Below are 17,978 nucleotides of genomic sequence, written 5' to 3'. Positions count from 1 at the left end.
ATCCCTCACCGATAAAGCCCTCAGGTGCAGCCCATGCTCATCTATCCAAAAGCCCACTTTCACCCCTACACCCACGCGAGCGGCGGCTGGGGCTCGGCGCAGTCGGTGATGAAAATTCTCTGGCGCGAACAGGCCTTTGCCAAGGCCACCAAAGCGCTGCTCAAACAGAACAAGCCCGATGGCTTCGCCTGCGTCAGTTGCGCCTGGGCCAAACCCGGCAAGCCGCATGCTCTGGAATTCTGTGAAAACGGCGCCAAGGCCACGGCCTGGGAACTGACCTCGCTCAAGACCTCACCTGCGTTCTTCGCCGAACACTCGCTCAGTGAACTGCGCCAATGGTCGGACTACGCACTGGAGCAACACGGGCGACTGACCCATCCGATGCGCTACGACGCGGCCACCGACCGCTACCGCGAAACGTCATGGGAGGAGGCTTACCGCGAGATCGGCGCGCAATTGCAAACGCTGCAACCCGACAGTGTGGTGTTTTACGCCTCGGGCCGCGCCTCGCTGGAAACCTCGTTCATGTACCAGCTGTTCGCTCGGGCCTATGGCACCAACAACCTGCCCGACAGTTCGAACATGTGCCACGAAAGCACCTCGGTCGGCTTGCAGGAGAGTATCGGCATCCCCGTCGGGAGCGTGACGCTGGAAGATTTCGAGCACACCGACTGCCTGTTTTTCTTCGGCCAGAATGTCGGCAGTAATGCCCCGCGCATGCTTCACCAGTTGCAGGATGCGCGCAAACGCGACGTGCCGATCATCACCTTCAACCCCTTGCGCGAACGTGGGTTGGAACGCTTCGTCAACCCGCAATCACCGGTGGAAATGCTCACCCCCGAATCCACCGTGATCAGTACCCAGTATCACCAGGTGGCAATCGGTGGCGACACGGCCGCCCTGCTCGGCCTGGCTAAAGTGCTGCTGGAGCTGGACGACCAGGCACAGCGCGACGGGCGTGCGCCGGTACTCGACTACGCCTTTATCGCCGAACACACCGAAGGCTTCGACGCGTTTGCGGCGATGGTTCGCGCCGCGCAGTGGCCGACCATCGAGCGCCGCTCCGGCCTGAGCCGCAGCGCCCTGGAGGCGGCCGCGCAGGTGTACGCGCGCAGTAACCGGGTCATGATGATCTACGGCATGGGCCTGACTCAGCATCGGCACGGGGTGCAAAACGTGCAAATGCTGGTGAACCTGTTGCTGATGCGCGGCAATTTCGGCAAGCCGGGTGCAGGAATCTGCCCGGTGCGCGGCCACTCCAATGTGCAGGGCCAGCGCACGGTGGGCATTACCGAAGACCCGAAAAAAGTCCCGGTCGAACTGATCGAGCAGCAGTTCGGCTTCAAGGTGCCGGAGCAAATGGGCCTGTGCACGGTAGACGCCTGCGAAGGCATTCTGGCCGGGCGCGTGCGCGGCTTTATCGGCTTGGGCGGCAACTTCCTGCGCGCGATTCCCGACACGTCGCGCATGGAGCCGGCCTGGCAAACCTTGCAACTCAACGTGCAGATCGCGACCAAACTCAATCGCACGCACTTGTTGCCCGCGCAACACCAGTGGCTGCTGCCGTGCCTGGGGCGTATCGAAATCGACCGGCAGCAGGGTGTTGAGCAAACCTGGGCCACCGAGGACAGCACCGGCTGCATCCACGGCTGGCATGGCAGCGCCGAACCGGTCAGCGCCCACGTGCGCGCCGAGGCCAGCATCGTCGCCGGCCTGGCCCAGGCCACGTTGCCAGCGGGCGGCTCGATTGACTGGCAAGGCTGGAGCGCGGACTACTCAAAAGTGCGCAGCGCCATCAGCCTCATCTACCCGCAGATCTTCCACGACATGGAAACCCGCATGGCCGAACCGGGAGGATTTCACCGCCCCATCGCCGTTGCACACCGCGAATGGCTGACCGACAGCGGCAAGGCACAGTTCGTGCTGCCCGCCACGCTCAATGAAGACGATGACGTCAACACCCAGGTGCTGGCGCGTGATGTGCTGCAACTGATGACGCTGCGCAGCAACGACCAGTTCAACACCACGATCTACGGCTACGAGGATCGCTTTCGCGGCATCAGTGGCACGCGCGAGGTGATCTTCATGCACCGCAACGATATCGCGCGGCTGGGTTTCGAGAACGGTCAGGGGGTGATGTTGACCACCGCCATAGAGCCTGAGGTCAAGCGCCAGGTCGGCCCGCTGGAAATCGTTGCGTATGACATCCCCGAAGGCTGCGCCGCGGCGTATTACCCTGAATGCAACCCACTGGTGCCGCTCTGGCACCACGCCGAACGCAGCAAGGTGCCGGCGGCCAAATCGGTGCCGATACGCTTGAGCGTGCCGGTTGATCAACGCTTGGGCGAGAGCCCGACCGCGCAGGCCACCACCGCCGGATCGCCCTGATAGATCGCGCGTGGCGCCGCTGACGGCACGCTGGTCCGGCTGTCAACGGCGCGCAGCACCGGGCGTTCGACCGTGGGCAGGCTATGGTCGGGATCGACCACTTCCATGCAGCGACGCAGCGAGTTGAAATCCGGCGATTGCGACAGCGACAAATGCAGGGTCTGGCTGACCGACACCGACACCACCGAGCTCTGCGCACATTGCCCGTCATAGATCAGCGTGTGGCGAATCAGCGGGTTGTCATGGCAATACTTCAACAGGTTGACCTGCCGCGAGTGCACCAGCGCCGTGTTGATGATCAACAGGTCGAACGCCACAACGCCTGAACGTGTCAGTGCCTGCAGTTCGTCGAACGAGCTCAAGGGGACGATACGGTGATAGCCCAGCTGGTTGAGCATTTTCTCGATCTTGATCCGTTGCAGAAGGTCTGCATCGGCAATCAGAAGGCGTAACGCTTTATTGGACATAGGGTAAACCTGGCAGGTGGGCATCCGCGTCGATCATTCAACGCTGACCACGTTACCCGTCAGGGGTGAAACCTGACTTTAAGGCGATTCTGAAACGGTAACCGGGTACAGCCCCGCACTTTTAAGAATCGCCTGAAAGCCCCCACTGTGCCCTGCCCCTACCATGGGCCGCGTTCCCACACGCTCCCATGGATTCATCTGTGCTCATGTTTTTACTCAGAATGATGATTTTAGCCTGCGGATTGCTGGCCCTTGCACCGCCGCCCGCCAGCGCCGCGCTGAAGGTCGAAGGCACGCGCCTGATCTATTTCGGCCATGACCGCGAAGCCAACATCAGTGTGGTCAACCAGGCTGCACGGGAAGTGGTGGTGCAAACCTGGATCAGCGGCCAGGACGAAGCCAGCAGCCACAGCGTGCCGTTTGCCGCCACCGAGCCGCTGGTGCAGCTGGGCGCCGGCGAGCATCATCAGTTGCGCATCCTGTATGCCGGTGAAGGGTTGCCCAGCGACCGTGAATCGCTGTTCTGGCTGAATATCATGGAGATCCCGCTCAAGCCGGAAGACCCCAACAGCGTGCAATTTGCGATACGCCAGCGGCTTAAGCTGTTCTATCGGCCACCCGCGCTCAAAGGCGGCTCGGCCGACGCGGTGCAGCAACTGCAATGGCGCAGCAACGATGGGCGCACCGTCACGGTCAGCAACCCCAGCGCCTTTCACCTGTCGCTGGTGAACCTGCAAACCGACGGCCAGGTGCTCAGTGATTACCTGCTGCTCAAGCCTTTCGAGCACAAAACCCTGACCGCGCCCGGCCCGTTGCCCAAAGGCACCACCCTCCACTTCACCGAAATCACCGATATCGGTTTGCAAGCCCGCCACAGCGCGGCGCTCAACTGATGGTTCGCGGGGTATTTGCACCAATGTCACTCACCAAACGATTTCTACCCATGCTGCTGTGGGCTTGCGCAGTCCTGCCCGCCACCAGCCATGCGCTGGCCTGCCGTGAGGATGGCAGCGACTCGATCATTACCAAGGAAGCCTTGGGCACCGCCCTGGCGGTGGCGGCCGACGCGCCAAACGGCAGCATTATCTGGGAGTCCGGCCCACGCTCCACCGATGTGATTTGCAAAGATGACTACTATTACGGCCGCGAGGAAATCTACTTCTACGTCAACCCGGCCAACGTCAGCATTGGCACGGGCATCCGCGTGGGTATTCGCTATAACAACCAGCCGATCACCCAAAGTACCGGCAAGGTCGGCACCGGGTTCTTTTCCGACCGCGGCTGCAACCTGGCCAACTGCAAAGGCTGGGACAAGGCGCGCTTCACGCTCAACTTCAGCGTGTTCATCGAGAAATACGACCCTACGCCTCCCAGTGGCCAGGCCAGTACCCTGACCGAGTATCGGGTGTTCCAGCTGGACGGCGTACGCGGCCTGAACTCAAGGCCCAACAGCAACTTCAACTACGTGGTCACCGGCATGAACGGCATCCGCTTCGTGCCCTGTACCCCCGAGCTGACCATCAGCCCCAGCGTGGTCAGCTTCCCGATGCCCTCGCGCAAATTTGCCATCGGCGAAGTCGCCAGCACCGCAAATTTCAGCTTGAACCTGCGCAAAGGTTGCGACACGCCTTATACCGTCAGCGCTCGCTTCGCCACCACGCCGGGTGGCGGCAGTGTGATCAACGGGTTACTGGTACCGGACAACAATAAATCGGTGGGCATCGCCCTGTCCCGCGCCGAAAGCCAACAGCAATTGCCGTTCGACAATTGGTTCACGCTGCAGGAACTGATGGGACTGGGCCAGAGCCACGACGAATTCCGCGCCGATTTGAAATGGCGCACCCTGCCGATTCCCGGCGCATTCGACGCCGCAGTGGTGGTGGATATGTATTACAAATAGCTGATTTTTTAAGGATCGTCTTATGCCACGCGGCACGGCCGACGCTTAAAGTCCGCCGATGCGATTGAAAAGTTATCTGCTCCAGATCAACCCCGTCCTCTCCCGACCCGAAGCAGCCAGAAGGCTGCTTCGTATTTTCGCGACCGTGCTGCTCATCGGCATCCTCAGCGGCGTGTACACCTTTCTGTTGTCCACCTTCAATAACGATATTTCCCAACGCCGTGGCTACATGAGCAGCGCCATCGCCGAAGCCCATACGTTTTTCACCAACCGCGAGGCGCTGCTTGAAAGTCTCAGCCTCTCGGCGGTGCGCAAGCAGTCAAGGATTTACCCCTCCTCTCCCGAAGAAGAGCATGTGCAGCTGGGCGACACGCCGGGCAACCAGTGGAGCATCTGGCTGACGTCACGCCTGCGCGACTACCTCAAGGCCAAGCAACTCAACCTGCTGTATGTAAACGCCGGCCCTACCCCGCAGGTGACACGGGTGTATGACGCGACCGCGCACGTCCTGCCGATTTCCAAGTGCATGCTCAACCGCCTCAAGGCCTTGCAGCACAGCGATCCGTCCACCCTCAACGAGTTGTGGCTGAGCGACCGCACCGAACACCATTCGCACCTGTACATATTCATCCGGCTGGATCGCCAAGACCCCACTTCCGGCTGGCTGGGACTGGAAATGGAAAGCCGAGAAGTGTCCCAGGCCCTCAGCGACCAGAGCGCCGGCGAGTTCATGATGCTCAACTCCCAGGGCATGCTGGTATTTACCAACAGCGACGACACGCAGATGCGCCAGCAACACCTCAAGCCCAAGGAAGACAGCTTCTTCGGCTTTGTCGGCAACGGCTTGCTGCCCGATCACCTGGTGATCCGCAAGCACCTGAAATCCTCGGACTGGCAGTTGATGTATTCCATTGACTTGCGCGCCGTGGTCACCGGCTTGTGGAAACAGCTACTGGGTTCGCTGCTGTTCTGCCTGTTCAGCCTGACGCTGATCTGGCTGGTGATGCGCCGCGTCGACCAGCGCTTCATCATTCCCTCGATTCACCGCATCCAGGCACTGATCGAAAGCGAGGCGTTTGGCCGCGACGTAATCCAGACCGCGCCTGTCGCCCTGTGCGTACTGCGCCGCACCGACGGCCAGGTGGTGCTGGAAAACACCCTCGCCCAGCAATGGCTGGGCCACGGCCCCGAGCGCGAGGCGTTGCGCGCCGGTTGGATCGCGCAGGCCTACGCCGGTGAACCGTCCGAACGCAGCGATTACTTTGAAACCATCGACGGCCGTCACCTGTACCTGAGCAGCGCGCCGACCCGTTACAGGGGCGAGGACGTGTTATTTTGCGCCTTCAGCGATATCAGCGCACGCAAACAAGTGGAAGCGGCGCTGGAAGAAGCGCGGCAGTCGGCAGACGCCGCCAACGCCGCCAAGACCTTGTTTCTGGCGACCATGAGCCATGAAATCCGCACGCCGCTGTACGGCGTGCTCGGCACCCTGGAATTGCTGGCGCGCACACAACTGGACGCCCAGCAGAAAGACTATCTGCACGCCATCGAAGGTTCGTCTTCGACCTTGCTGCAACTGATCTGCGACGTGCTCGACGTGTCGAAGATCGAGGCCGGGCAGCTGGCTTTGGAAATGAGCGAGTTTTCGCCGCTGGACCTGGTCCACGAAATCATCCAGGGCTACGCCGCGGCCGCCCAGGGCAAAGGTTTGCAGCTGTATGCCTGCTTCGACCCGAAGTTGCCGGAACGGCTGATCGGCGACGTGACACGCATCCGCCAGATCCTCAACAACCTGCTCAACAACGCCGTGAAGTTCACCGACTACGGGCGCGTGGTGCTGCGCGTCAAAGTGCTTGGCCGCGATGGCGAGCGCTCCAGTGTGTTGTGGCAAGTCTCGGACACCGGCAAAGGCATCGCCCAGGAAGACCAGGCGTTGATTTTCGAGCCCTTCTACCAGAGCGAAGGCAACACTAACGTGGTTGCCGGCACCGGCCTGGGCCTGCCGATCTGCCAGCGCCTCACCGAATTGATGAACGGCAATATCCGCATGGTCAGCGAACTGGGCCTGGGCAGCAGCTTCAGCCTGATCCTGCCGCTGGAAGAAGCGCCGACGCCAGCGATGACACCGTTGCTGGCCGAGACGATCTACGTGGTGTCGCCCATCCCGGAACTGGCGCATTCGATCAGCGGCTGGCTGCGCCGCTGGGGTGCACGCGCTCAGACCGGGCTGCCGACGCTGCCGGAAAGCCATCTGCTGCTGCAAGTGCATCCCGGCAGCGTCGATCCATTGCTGGCGCCCGAGTGGCCGGGCCCGGTGATTCACGTCAGCAGCCATGCCTGCACCGCGCTGGAAGCCGAGGCCGGCGCCTGGCACGTCAACCTCAACCACTTGGGCGCTGTTCATCAGGCCGTGAGCCAGGCCCAGGGGCTGTGGGTGGCCCGCGCCGGTGAGCAGACGCGTCAGCGTGACTTGAACAAACTCAACCTGCACCTGCTGGTGGCCGAGGACAACATCATCAACCAGCTGATTTTGCGTGACCAACTCGAAGAGCTCGGCTGCACCGTGGAGCTGGCGGCCGATGGTCAGGAAGCGTTGCAGCTGTACACCGCCGGCAACTTCGACGTGGTGCTGACGGACGTGAACATGCCCCACATCAACGGCTACGAACTGGCGCGCGAACTGCGTCGTCAGGGCTGCCCGTTGCCGATTATCGGGGCCACCGCCAACGCCATGCGCGGCGAGGCCGACCTGTGCCTGGCCGCCGGCATGAACCATTGCCTGGTCAAACCCTTTGCGTTGCGGGCTCTATTCAACTCCCTGGCGCCTTATGCACGGATCACCCATGAAGCCCCTTAGTATTTTGATTGTTGAGGACCATCCCCTGCAGCACATCTACCTGCAGCACCTGCTCAGTGAGTTGGGGGATTTCATGCTCGAAACCGCCGAGGACGGTAAAGAAGCGCTGGAGCGTCTGCGCCAGCGCGATTTCGACCTGGTACTGACCGACCTGCTGATGCCCGGCATGGACGGCGTGCAGTTTATCCAGTGCCTGGCCAGCCTGCGCTGCAAGCCGGCGCTGGCGATCATGAGCGCGGCGTCGCGGCGCATGCTGATGGCGGCCAGCCTGGTGGCGAAAAACCTCGATGTGGAAGTGATCGGGCTGATCTCCAAACCGGTCGCCGCCGACGCCCTGCGCAGCCTCGTCGACCAGCTCAGGAACACCGTGCGCAAGCCCTCCCCCGAATTGCCCGAACACCTGGACATCGACCGCCACACCCTGGTGCACGCCATGAGCAGCGGCCAACTGCAGGCCTGGTTCCAACCGAAAAAATCCCTCGCCAACGGCCGCATCGTCGCCGCCGAAGCCCTGGTGCGCTGGATGCACCCCGAGCAAGGCGTGATGCTGCCCGCCGCGTTCCTGCCGGCGATCAAGGCATTCGAGCTGGAGGAGCGATTGTTGTGGGTGGTGCTCAAACAGGCGATCCACGCCCAGGAACGCTGGCGCCAGCGTGGCTACGAAATACCGGTGTCGATCAACTTGCCCACGCACCTGCTCAACAGCCATGACCTGGCAGACCGCTTGCTGGAATTTGTGCTGCACCACGACGGCATTCCCGGAATGATCTGCTTCGAGCTGATGGAATGCTCGGTGCCCCAGGACATCAGCAACTTCTACGCCGGCGCCTGCCGCCTGCGCATCAAGGGCTTCGGCCTGTCCCAGGACGATTTCGGCAAGGGCTACAGCTCGTACCTGAACCTGGTCTCCACACCGTTTACCGAATTGAAGATCGATCAGGCACTGGTGCAGGGCTGCCACGACAACGAGGGCATGGCCCAGGCCCTGGCAAGCATCATCGCGCTGGGCCGCAAACTGGGTCTCACCGTGGTGGCCGAAGGGGTGGAAACCCCGCAGCAACTAGCGCTGCTGCGCAAGGTCGACTGCAATCAGGTGCAGGGTTTCCTGATTTCTCACGCGGTCTCTTCCGAACAATTTCAACAACTTCTGAACAATGATGGCCCCGCGACATCTCACTAGCTGGCGGCCGCGGATTATCTGTTCGATAGTAAGGAGTAAGCTCCATCCTGTGCCGATTTATCCTGCGCCTGCGGAAACCTCTGATGAAGCACAACAACGCGGTCCTCGAAGCCTTCACCCGCAGCTCGTCGCGCCTGAACAAAGGCCTGATGGTGCTGCTCGGGATCGCATTGCTGTTGGTGCTGACCAATTACTGGTCACTGCAGCGCGGGGTCGAAACCCGTTACGGCGCCACGCGCTTTCATTTTGCGCGCCTGATGGAGAACCTGTCGGAGCAGGAGTCGTACCTCAAGAGTCTGACGCACCCTGGCATCCAGGCCGAACTGTTGCGTGCCACCAACGTTCAGGTCAGCCTCAAAAGCCGCATGGTCGACAACCACCGCACGCTGTACGAAGGCCAGAAATATTCGTTTTCGGTGCCGTTCAGCGTCAAGTTTGACGAGCAGCAGATCAGCGCTGCCGCGCGCCCGCAGATTTTTGCCCTGGGCGCGCATCTCACCAGCTATTACAGCGCCTTCTGGTCGTCCTCGCCCTATGAAGCGCCACAAACCTTTCTGCTCAATCGCCAGACGCCTTACACCATCACCGTTCCGTCGGTGGGCTACCAGCGTCGAGAAAGTACCGAGGAAACCGGCAACCTGGTGGCGCTGGTCAACGCGGTGCAACAGACCCTCGACCAGACGCCGCAGCCGCTGGAACAGAACCGCGTGTACTGGCAGGCCGGTCCTGCGCCTGCGCACCTGCTGGCTTATATCGGCCTGCCCCTCGACGGCCAGGGCCAGGCGGTGGTCGGTACCTTGCTCGACGTGGCGCAGGTCGACGATGTGCAGCGCGCCCTGGACCACTCGGCCTTTGACCGTTTCACCCTGATTGGCCCCGACGGCAGCCGGCTGGTCGGGCCAGACGTCGGTGTGCCGCTCAGCGATGGCGTGCACTTCAGGGCCGACGGCTTCGAATTCAAGATTACCCAACGCGGCGACCAGCCCTGGAGCGCAATCTATGGGCTGAACTACTCGCACTTTTTCCATTCGGCCTTGTGGCCGCTGAGCAGCCTGGCCCTGTTGCTGGGTACCCTGATTACGCTGTGCTGGGGCGGTAGCCGCTGGTACCGGCGCCAGGTGATCAACCCCGCACGCCTGGCGCACGAACGCATCGCCGAAAGCGTGGCGTTCAGCCGCGTGATCATCGACACCGCGCCCACCGGCCTGTGCGTGGTGCGGCGCAGTGACGGCAAGGTGTTGATCGAGAACCAGCGTGCCCAGCAATGGCCAGGCACCGCGCGGCTGGTATCCGCGCTGACCGGTGTGCATGACAGCGCCGAGAGCGGCGAGACGCACCTGGAGATCGAAGGCCGCCACCTGCAGATCGGCTTCGTCTCCACCCGTTACCAGGCCGAAGACGTACGCCTGTATGCATTCAACGACATCACCCGGCATATCGAAGATGCCCAGGCGTTAGAGGACGCCCGTCACGCCGCCGATGCCGCCAACGAGGCCAAGACGCTGTTCCTGGCGACCATGAGCCATGAAATTCGCACGCCGTTGTATGGCGTGCTCGGCACTCTGGAACTGCTCGGCCTGACCGACCTGGACCCGCACCAGAAAACCTACCTGCAGACCATACAGCGCTCATCCGCGACGCTGTTCCAGCTGATCAGCGACGTGCTCGACGTGTCGAAAATCGAGTCCGGGCAAATGGCAATTGAAGCCGTGGAGTTCTGCCCGCTGGACATGCTCGAAGACACCCTGCACACCTACGCCGCCTTCGCCCAGCGCAAGGGCTTGCAGCTTTACAGTTGCATCGACCCGCAGCTGCCCGACAGCGTACTGGGCGACCCGATGCGCATTCGCCAGATTCTCAACAACCTGGTGAGCAACGCGCTCAAATTCACCGACATCGGGCGCGTGGTGATCCGTGCCCGGATCACGGCGCGCGACGCCGAGTACGTCAACCTGGAATGGCAGGTCACCGACTCTGGCGTGGGCATCCCCGAGGCGCAGCAGGCCAAGCTGTTCGATGTGTTTTACCAGGCACCCGACACCGCCAGCGAAGGCGGCGCCGGGCTGGGGCTGCCGATTTGCCGCTGGCTGGCGCAAATGATGGACGGCGAGATCAAAGTGGTCAGCGAGCCGGGCCTGGGCAGCAGCTTCACCCTGAAAATACGCCTGCCGCTGTGCAGCGGTGCGTTGACCAACCCGCCGCTGATCGAACCCAGCGCGACGCCTGTGTATGTGCAGGCGCCGGTACGCGAGTTGGCGCAGTCGCTGTGTGACTGGCTCAATCGCCTGGGCATTGCCGCGGCCCTGGCGGCGGCGCCCACGCCGGAACAGGACAGCCGCCAGGCGGTGCTGGTCGATCTGCTGCCCAGCGAGCCGGCCCGCTACTGGGCCGGGCAACGCGTGCTGTGCCTGCCCGGCGCGCACAGCCCGCCGCTGCACACGGCACAGGGCTGGGTCGTGGACATGCACGACGTACGGGCTATCGCCACCACCGTGTCGCTGGCCCAGCACGGCAAGCATGAGCAACCGCCGGCGGCCCTGCCACAAAGTGCCGGGCAGCTTGGGTTGCGCATCCTGGTGGCCGAGGACAACCCGATCAATCAGGCGATCATCAAGGAACAACTGGAGGCACTCGGCTGCTCGGTGACCCTGGCTGCCAATGGCGAGCAGGCACTGCAGTTGTGGCAACCGCAAGCCTTCGACCTGGTGTTGACCGACGTGAACATGCCCTTGATGAATGGTTATGATCTGGCCCGCACGCTCAGGGCGCATGACCCGCAATTGCCGATCATCGGCGTGACCGCCAACGCCATGCGCGAGGAAGGCGTGCGCTGCCTGGCGGTCGGCATGAACGCCTGGATCGTCAAACCCCTGAGCCTGCAAACCCTGCGCGCGCAGTTGGTCAAGCTGTGCAAGGTCAAGGCGCCGGTCGAACCGCCGCCCGAGCCGTTCGACGACCACGTGCAGCTGTCGGACAAGATGCGCCCGCTGTTTATCAGCAGCGTGCAGCAAGATTTGCAGCGACTCGGCGCGGCACTGGCGCAGCGTGATGCGCGCGCGCTCGCCCAACTGCTGCATTCGGCCGCAGGCGCGCTGGGCGCCGTGCAGGCGCTCCCCCTGGCCCAGGCCTGCATCGAACTGGAAAACGCACTGAACCGCGGCAGCCTCGACACGACGCTTGAGCTCAAGGTGAAGGCGGTGATGCAACGACTGTCGGCCGTCCTGGACACTCTCCAGCCCGGGCACACTTCCCTCACTTGAACTGGCACTACGGACGGCCCTCTATGAAAAAATTCAACGTGGTTATCGCGGACGATCACCCGATCGTGCTGCTCGGGGTACGCGAACTGGTGGAGCGCGACACGCGCTTTCAAGTCGTGGGTGAAGCGGTGTGTTCGGCGGGCCTGATCGAACTGTTGCAGCGCCAGGGCGCCGATATCGTGATCACCGATTACAACATGCCCGGCGACTCGCCCTACGGCGATGGCCTGAAGTTGGTGGAATACCTGAAGCGGCATTTTCCGCAGGTGCAGATTTTGATCCTGACCATGATTTCCAACCACCTGATCCTCACGCGTCTGCAGGAGCTGGGCGTGGTCGGCATCATCCAGAAAAGCCAGTTGCACACCGAGATTCAACTGGCGCTCAAGGCGATTGCGCAACAGAGCGCCTACCGCAGCCTGGAGCCGCCCAAGACCTCGGTGATCGAGACCCTCACGGCCATCGACGAGCGCTTTACCAGCTTGTCACCCAAAGAGTTCGAGATCTTGCGGTTGTTTATTTCCGGCATGAGCGTGAGTGATATTGCGCGCAGCCAGAACCGTAGTTCAAAGACCATCAGTGCACAAAAAATATCGGCCATGCGCAAACTTGAAGTGAGCAGCGACCAGGACCTTCTCGCCTATTGCCTGGCGCGCAATATCTTCAACTAAGCACACCGTGCAAGCCATTCCCAGGCGATGGCTTGGCCCCCTGTTTGCGGGCTCAACAACTGCCTTGCGGTGCAACTAACCCGTCTATTGCGCGGCTTATAAGAATCGTCTTATTCGCTCGCAGCGCCTGCCCTCTTATTCTTTCCTCGCAGTTCAACAACCGCATTTTCCAACTAACACTTACGGACATCATCATGAAGAAGTTTTCCCTGGCTGTTATCGCCTCGGCCATTATCGCCGCCTCCGGCAGTGCATTTGCCGATGATCCGGCACCGACGCCTACCCTGGGCGGCAGCGGTAAAATTACCTTCACCGGCGTGATCAACAACGACGCCTGCTCGGTAGACGGCGCCAACTCCGATCGCACTATTTCGGTGGACATGGGCAACGTTTCGATCAAAGACATGGGCACCGCGGAAAACCCAACCGCCGGCCGCGTGACTGCCAAAGACTTCAACCTGAACGTCAACTGCAACCAGGGCACCAAAGTTGCGATGATCTTTGACGCCAACAACGGCGGTTCGGGCCTGGTGACCGGCAAGAACGTACTGGCGCTGAACGCCGGTTCCGCTTCGGCTAAAAACGTCGGTATCGCCCTGCTCGACAGCAATGGCAGCTTGATCGACCTCAGCTCGCAGGCCACTGCCCGCATCGAAAGCACCATGCACGGCACCGGCACTGCCGGCGGCGACGCCACCCTGAGCTTTGCAGCTGCCTACGTCACCACCGGTGCTGCCGGCGCATCCACCGCCGGTCGCGGTGATGCCACCCTGCCGTTCATCCTGCAATACGAGTAACCCCGGCGCCCCGTGCACCGAACGCGCGAGGCCACACGGCCTCGCCATTCTCTTTTTTGATTACACCGGATAATCCTCATGCTGCCTCGTTCTATTGCCGCATGCCTGGGGCTGCTGGGCATGCTTATGGCTACCCAGGCCGCCGCCAGCATTTCATTGAATGCCACCCGTATCGTGTTCGATGGCGACCATAAAGAAGCCAATATCACCGTGCGCAACGGTGACCAGGATGTGTTGATTCAGTCCTGGGTCGACATGAATGATTCCAGCGGCAGCCGTGCTCCGTTTGCCGTCACCCCGCCACTGGCCCGGGTGTTCGCCAAGGAACAGCAACTGCTGCGCATCCTGTATGAAGGCACAGGCATGCCCACGGACCGCGAGTCGGTGGTGTGGTTGAACGTGCAGGAAATTCCCAAGGCCAGCGAGACCGAGAACACCTTGCAGTTGGCGATTCGCCAACGCATCAAGATTTTTTTCCGCCCTGCCGGCCTGACCGGCAGTGCGTTGCAGGCGCCTGCGCAGCTGGAGTGGGCATTGGTCAAGCACGGCACGCAAACGCTGTTGCAGGTGAAAAACCCGACGCTGTACCACGTGTCCATGGCCGACGTTAAGGTGCAGGCACAACTGGCGAGCGACTCGACCATGATCGCGCCCGGCGAGCAAAGACAGTTCGCGCTCAAGACGGCGCCAGCGCCCGGCCCGGTGCAACTGTCGTTTTCCAGCATCAATGACTACGGCGCACAGAATCATTACACCGCGCCACTTTCGGGCATCGCTGCACACGCGACCGAATCACGCCTCAACCCCTAAGCACTTTCTCTAACCCACAGGCTCACGTTGCGTGCGTGTTCGCGTGCCCGCCTGTTCGCCAATCAGGGATGTCACAGGTCTTCGCATGTCTTTTCTTTCCAGTAACAGGCCCGCGCGTGGCGCACTGAAGTTGAAGACGCTGTCGTTCGCGATTGCCGCCAGCCTGCCGGCCTGGGCGATGGCCGAGGACACTGCGCAAACCTTCAACACCACGTTCCTGCAAGGCTCGCAGTCGACGGTCGACCTGCAGCAATTGCTCTCGGCCAACAGCGTGCTGCCGGGCAATTACCGCGTCGACCTGTACAGCAACGAAGTGCTGGTGGGCCGGCGCGACATCGACTTCAAGCGCAACCCGAAAAACGACCGAGTCGAAGCCTGCCTGACCCTCGATCTGCTCAAGCAGCTGGGCATCGACATGCACCGCCTCCAGGCCGAAGGCAACATCGACCCGCAGCACCCGCAGGAATGCTACGCCCTGGCCGAGATGATCGAGGAGGCCAGCGTGCGTTACGACAGCAGCCGCCTGCGCCTGATGGCGAGCATTCCGCAGGTGGCCATGCAGCGCGGCATGCGCGGTTATGTTGACCCGCAATTATGGGATGACGGCGTGCCCGCAGCGTTTATCAACTACCAGCTCAACAGCAGCCGCACCGCCGGCGACTACAAAACGCGCCTCTCGAATAACCTCGGCCTGCGCAACGGCATCAACCTGGGCGCGTGGCGCCTGCGCAATGAATCGAACCTGAGCGGCGGCACCGGGCGCTCGAACACCTACACCAGCAACCGTACTTACCTGCAGCACGACGTGACTGCGATCAAGGGCCAGTTCAGCGCCGGTGAGATCTTCTCCGACACCGACCTGTTCGACAGCGTGCGTTATCGCGGCCTCAAGCTGGCCTCCGATGACGGCATGCGTGCCGACAGCGAGCGCGGTTATGCGCCGGTGATCCGTGGCGTGGCGCAGACCAACGCGACGGTGGAAATCCGCCAGAACGACTACATCCTCTACACCGCCAACGTTGCACCGGGGCCGTTCGAGATCAACGACATCTACCCCAGCGGCTCCAACGGCGACCTGCAAATCACCGTGATCGAAGCCGACGGGACGCGCCGCGTGACGATGCAGGCGTTTTCCAGCTTGCCGATCATGGTGCGTGAAGGCCAGGTCAAGTACAGCCTCTCGGCGGGTACCTTCAAGAGCAACGCCGATGGCCTGGCGAGCCCGCGTTTTCTCAGCGGCACCCTGGCGTACGGCCTGACCAGCAACCTCAGCGGGATTGTCGGGTTGCAGGCCAGCGAGGACTACAACGCACTGTCCATTGGCGCCGGCAAGAACACCTCGTTCGGCGCCTTCTCGCTGGACACCACGCACTCCTCGAGCAAGGCCCTGGGGAAAACCACCCAGGGCAGCAGCGTGCGGGCGCTGTATGCAAAAACCTTCACCGGCACCGACACCAACTTCACCCTGGCCGCCTACCGCTACTCCACCGAGGGCTATCGCACCCTCAGCGACCATGTCGAAGACAGCAGCCAGGATGTGCGTGTGCGCAACGGCCACTCAAAAACCCGCACCGACCTGACCATCAACCAGAGCATCGGGCGCAACAACGAATTTGGCAGCGTGTACGTGAATGCCAGTGACCAGCGCTACTGGAATCGGGGCGGCTCGCAGAGCTTCTCGGCCGGCTACACCAGCAACTGGGGCGAGCTGAGCTACAACCTCGGCGTAACGCGCACCAAGCAGATCGTCACCTGGGGTCAGCCGAGCAGCGACACGCAGTTGAACCTGTCGATTTCGTTCCCTCTGGGCAGCCAGGCCCGCGCGCCGCGTGCGTTTGTCACCACCAGCCGGCAGCACGGCGACACCACCACGCAGGCGGGCATCAATGGCTACGTCGCCGATACCAGCGACACGTTCTATTCGGTGCAGGCCGGCCACAGTGACACCAGCGGGGATTCCGGTTCGGTGAACATCAACAGCCGGACGTCCGTGGCCGATGTGAGCCTGGGCTACAGCCAGGGCCAGGGTTACAACTCGCAGAACCTCAACCTCGCCGGCTCCGTGGTCGCTCACGCGGGCGGTATCAACCTGGGGCAGACGGTCAGTGAGACGTTCGCACTGGCCGAAGTGCCGGGCATTTCCGGCGCGAAGATCAGCAGCTACAGCGGCGTAGAGACCGGCTATAACGGCTATGCAGTGATCCCCAATGCCCAGCCTTATCGGGTGAACTGGGTGAGCCTGGACACCCGCGACCTGGGCGGCAATGTGGAAATCACCAACGCCACCCAGCAAGTGGTGCCGCGCCGTGGCGCGATCGTGGTGGCGCACTACAGCGGCACCACCGGGCGCCGGGTGTTGTTCGAGTTGTTTGATGCGCAGCACAAGCCTCTGTCGTTCGGCGCTTCGCTGGAAGACTCGGCCGGCAAGCAACTGGCGATTGCGGACCCGAATGGTAATGCGCTGGCGTTGGTGGAAAAGGATCAAGGCACGCTGGTCATCAAGTGGGGCGATCAGCAATGCAGCGCAAGCTATGCGTTGGCGCCGCAGAACAAGGCGCTGAACTATGAGCGCCAGGCGTTGGTGTGTGGGCCTTGAAGGGGCAATCCACATCCTTGCTGTCTGATTCACGAAGATCCAAATGTGGGAGCGGGCTTGCTCGCGAACGCAGTGTGTCAGCCACCAGATACATCAACTGACACTCCGCCTTCGCGAGCAAGCGCGCTCCTTCATTCGGGTTGAGGTACAGCTTATGGTCAGTGTTTAGGCTAAGGTGCTGCCGATGCGCCCTCCTCTTCGAGACTTGCCCATGCGTAACCTGATTTTCGCCGGCGTTTGCCTGCTGACCACCACCCTCGCGGGCTGCCAGCAAACCCCACCGGCCAACGACCAACTCGACGCCGTGCTCTGGACCCAGACCTCCATCGAGCACGAGTTGATCTACCGCCAGCTGTTCGCCAACGCCACCCGCCAGCTCGACGTGGCCCTTGCCGACCCTACCTGGGACGCCCTGCCGTTCCCGCCGCGCAACCTGACTGGCCTGCCCCCGGCCGTGGTCGTCGATATCGACGAAACCCTGCTCGACAACGTGCCACTCAACGCCCGCGACATCATCAATAATCAGGTCTACTCCTACGACCGCTGGAACACCTGGGTCGACCAGGCCAAGGCCCAGGCATTGCCGGGTGCAGTGGCGTTCCTGCAAGCGGCCGAGCAAAAAGGCATCAAGGTTTACTACCTCACCAACCGCGAACACAGCCAGGTCGCGGCCACGGTCGCCAACCTGCGCCTACGTGGCTTCCCGGTGGACAGCGACGAGCAAGTGCTGGCCGCCAGCACGCCGACCGGCCATTGCGAAAGCGCCGGTTATGGCAAAAATTGCCGCCGCCAGTGGGTCGCCAGCCACGCCCGCGTTTTATTGATGGCGGGCGATTCGCTGGGGGACTTCGTGCAGGCCGAACACAACACCCTCGCGGACCAGCGCAAGGCCGTCGCGCCGTATGTGAATTGGCTGGGGCAGCGCTGGTTTTTGCTGCCGAACCCGAGCTATGGCAACTGGTACAGCGCGCCGTATGGCGATGATGAGAAGTTGCCGTTTGAACGTAAACGCCAACTTAAGCAGCAGGCGTTGCAGTTGCAGGAATAAAGGG

At 62.0% G+C, this 17,978-nt stretch carries 12 protein-coding genes; 11 read left to right on the top strand and 1 reads right to left on the bottom strand.

The window, feature by feature from the left end; all coding sequences use genetic code 11:
- Window positions 1-33: 33 nt before the first annotated feature.
- Complete coding sequence (locus AACV02_RS25325; protein WP_119742737.1) at window positions 34-2,388, top strand: FdhF/YdeP family oxidoreductase; 2,355 nt, start codon at window positions 34-36, stop codon at window positions 2,386-2,388.
- Here AACV02_RS25325 and AACV02_RS25320 read toward each other — a convergent pair.
- The gene (locus tag AACV02_RS25320; protein ID WP_106578968.1) at window positions 2,334-2,855 is read right to left on the bottom strand and encodes a chemotaxis protein CheY; all 522 of its coding nucleotides are present in this window, start codon (window positions 2,853-2,855) and stop codon (window positions 2,334-2,336) included. The genes AACV02_RS25325 and AACV02_RS25320 overlap by 55 nt on opposite strands.
- A gap of 221 nt (window positions 2,856-3,076) precedes the next feature.
- Between AACV02_RS25320 and AACV02_RS25315 the strand changes: the two genes are divergently transcribed.
- The 10 genes from AACV02_RS25315 (at window position 3,077) to AACV02_RS25270 (ending at window position 17,974) form a co-directional block, all read left to right on the top strand.
- Window positions 3,077-3,748, top strand: a complete 672-nt coding sequence (locus tag AACV02_RS25315) for a fimbrial biogenesis chaperone (RefSeq protein ID WP_218876596.1) — start codon at window positions 3,077-3,079, stop codon at window positions 3,746-3,748.
- A gap of 50 nt (window positions 3,749-3,798) precedes the next feature.
- Window positions 3,799-4,755 (top strand): fimbrial protein, encoded by a 957-nt coding sequence (locus tag AACV02_RS25310; RefSeq protein ID WP_237266740.1) that lies wholly within the window; start codon window positions 3,799-3,801, stop codon window positions 4,753-4,755.
- A gap of 58 nt (window positions 4,756-4,813) precedes the next feature.
- Window positions 4,814-7,612 (top strand): ATP-binding protein, encoded by a 2,799-nt coding sequence (locus tag AACV02_RS25305; protein WP_119742733.1) that lies wholly within the window; start codon window positions 4,814-4,816, stop codon window positions 7,610-7,612.
- Window positions 7,599-8,792, top strand: coding sequence for an EAL domain-containing response regulator (locus tag AACV02_RS25300; protein ID WP_106578938.1), 1,194 nt, complete (start codon window positions 7,599-7,601; stop codon window positions 8,790-8,792). The genes AACV02_RS25305 and AACV02_RS25300 overlap by 14 nt, the downstream gene beginning before the upstream one ends.
- A gap of 83 nt (window positions 8,793-8,875) precedes the next feature.
- The gene (locus AACV02_RS25295; RefSeq protein ID WP_119742731.1) at window positions 8,876-12,052 is read left to right on the top strand and encodes a hybrid sensor histidine kinase/response regulator; all 3,177 of its coding nucleotides are present in this window, start codon (window positions 8,876-8,878) and stop codon (window positions 12,050-12,052) included.
- 23 nt (window positions 12,053-12,075) lie between these two features.
- A complete protein-coding gene (locus AACV02_RS25290) occupies window positions 12,076-12,723 on the top strand; it encodes a response regulator (RefSeq protein WP_053257033.1) in 648 nt (215 codons plus the stop codon).
- Between the two features lie 194 nt (window positions 12,724-12,917).
- On the top strand, window positions 12,918-13,520 hold the full coding sequence (locus tag AACV02_RS25285) for a fimbrial protein (protein WP_106578940.1): 603 nt from the start codon (window positions 12,918-12,920) through the stop codon (window positions 13,518-13,520).
- A 78-nt stretch (window positions 13,521-13,598) separates the two neighbouring features.
- Complete coding sequence (locus tag AACV02_RS25280) at window positions 13,599-14,330, top strand: fimbrial biogenesis chaperone (protein WP_119742729.1); 732 nt, start codon at window positions 13,599-13,601, stop codon at window positions 14,328-14,330.
- Between the two features lie 85 nt (window positions 14,331-14,415).
- Window positions 14,416-16,926, top strand: a complete 2,511-nt coding sequence (locus AACV02_RS25275; RefSeq protein WP_119742727.1) for a fimbria/pilus outer membrane usher protein — start codon at window positions 14,416-14,418, stop codon at window positions 16,924-16,926.
- Window positions 16,927-17,137: 211 nt separating this feature from the next.
- The gene (locus tag AACV02_RS25270) at window positions 17,138-17,974 is read left to right on the top strand and encodes a 5'-nucleotidase, lipoprotein e(P4) family (protein ID WP_119742724.1); all 837 of its coding nucleotides are present in this window, start codon (window positions 17,138-17,140) and stop codon (window positions 17,972-17,974) included.
- Window positions 17,975-17,978 lie beyond the last annotated feature (4 nt).

Source organism: Pseudomonas sp. Larv2_ips, from assembly GCF_963879675.1.
Classification (GTDB): Bacteria; Pseudomonadota; Gammaproteobacteria; order Pseudomonadales; family Pseudomonadaceae; genus Aquipseudomonas.
Note: the sequence above shows the minus strand (reverse complement) of the source record. Positions and strands in the feature narration are given on the sequence as shown.

What these genes read in the sequence shown, in the direction of transcription:
- AACV02_RS25325 (WP_119742737.1), top strand. Translation starts at nt 34, where the DNA reads ATGCTCATCTATCCAAAAGCCCACTTTCACCCCTACACCCACGCGAGC.
- AACV02_RS25320 (WP_106578968.1), bottom strand. Translation starts at nt 2,855, where the DNA reads ATGTCCAATAAAGCGTTACGCCTTCTGATTGCCGATGCAGACCTTCTG.
- AACV02_RS25315 (WP_218876596.1), top strand. Translation starts at nt 3,077, where the DNA reads ATGATGATTTTAGCCTGCGGATTGCTGGCCCTTGCACCGCCGCCCGCC.
- AACV02_RS25310 (WP_237266740.1), top strand. Translation starts at nt 3,799, where the DNA reads ATGCTGCTGTGGGCTTGCGCAGTCCTGCCCGCCACCAGCCATGCGCTG.
- AACV02_RS25305 (WP_119742733.1), top strand. Translation starts at nt 4,814, where the DNA reads ATGCGATTGAAAAGTTATCTGCTCCAGATCAACCCCGTCCTCTCCCGA.
- AACV02_RS25300 (WP_106578938.1), top strand. Translation starts at nt 7,599, where the DNA reads ATGAAGCCCCTTAGTATTTTGATTGTTGAGGACCATCCCCTGCAGCAC.
- AACV02_RS25295 (WP_119742731.1), top strand. Translation starts at nt 8,876, where the DNA reads ATGAAGCACAACAACGCGGTCCTCGAAGCCTTCACCCGCAGCTCGTCG.
- AACV02_RS25290 (WP_053257033.1), top strand. Translation starts at nt 12,076, where the DNA reads ATGAAAAAATTCAACGTGGTTATCGCGGACGATCACCCGATCGTGCTG.
- AACV02_RS25285 (WP_106578940.1), top strand. Translation starts at nt 12,918, where the DNA reads ATGAAGAAGTTTTCCCTGGCTGTTATCGCCTCGGCCATTATCGCCGCC.
- AACV02_RS25280 (WP_119742729.1), top strand. Translation starts at nt 13,599, where the DNA reads ATGCTGCCTCGTTCTATTGCCGCATGCCTGGGGCTGCTGGGCATGCTT.
- AACV02_RS25275 (WP_119742727.1), top strand. Translation starts at nt 14,416, where the DNA reads ATGTCTTTTCTTTCCAGTAACAGGCCCGCGCGTGGCGCACTGAAGTTG.
- AACV02_RS25270 (WP_119742724.1), top strand. Translation starts at nt 17,138, where the DNA reads ATGCGTAACCTGATTTTCGCCGGCGTTTGCCTGCTGACCACCACCCTC.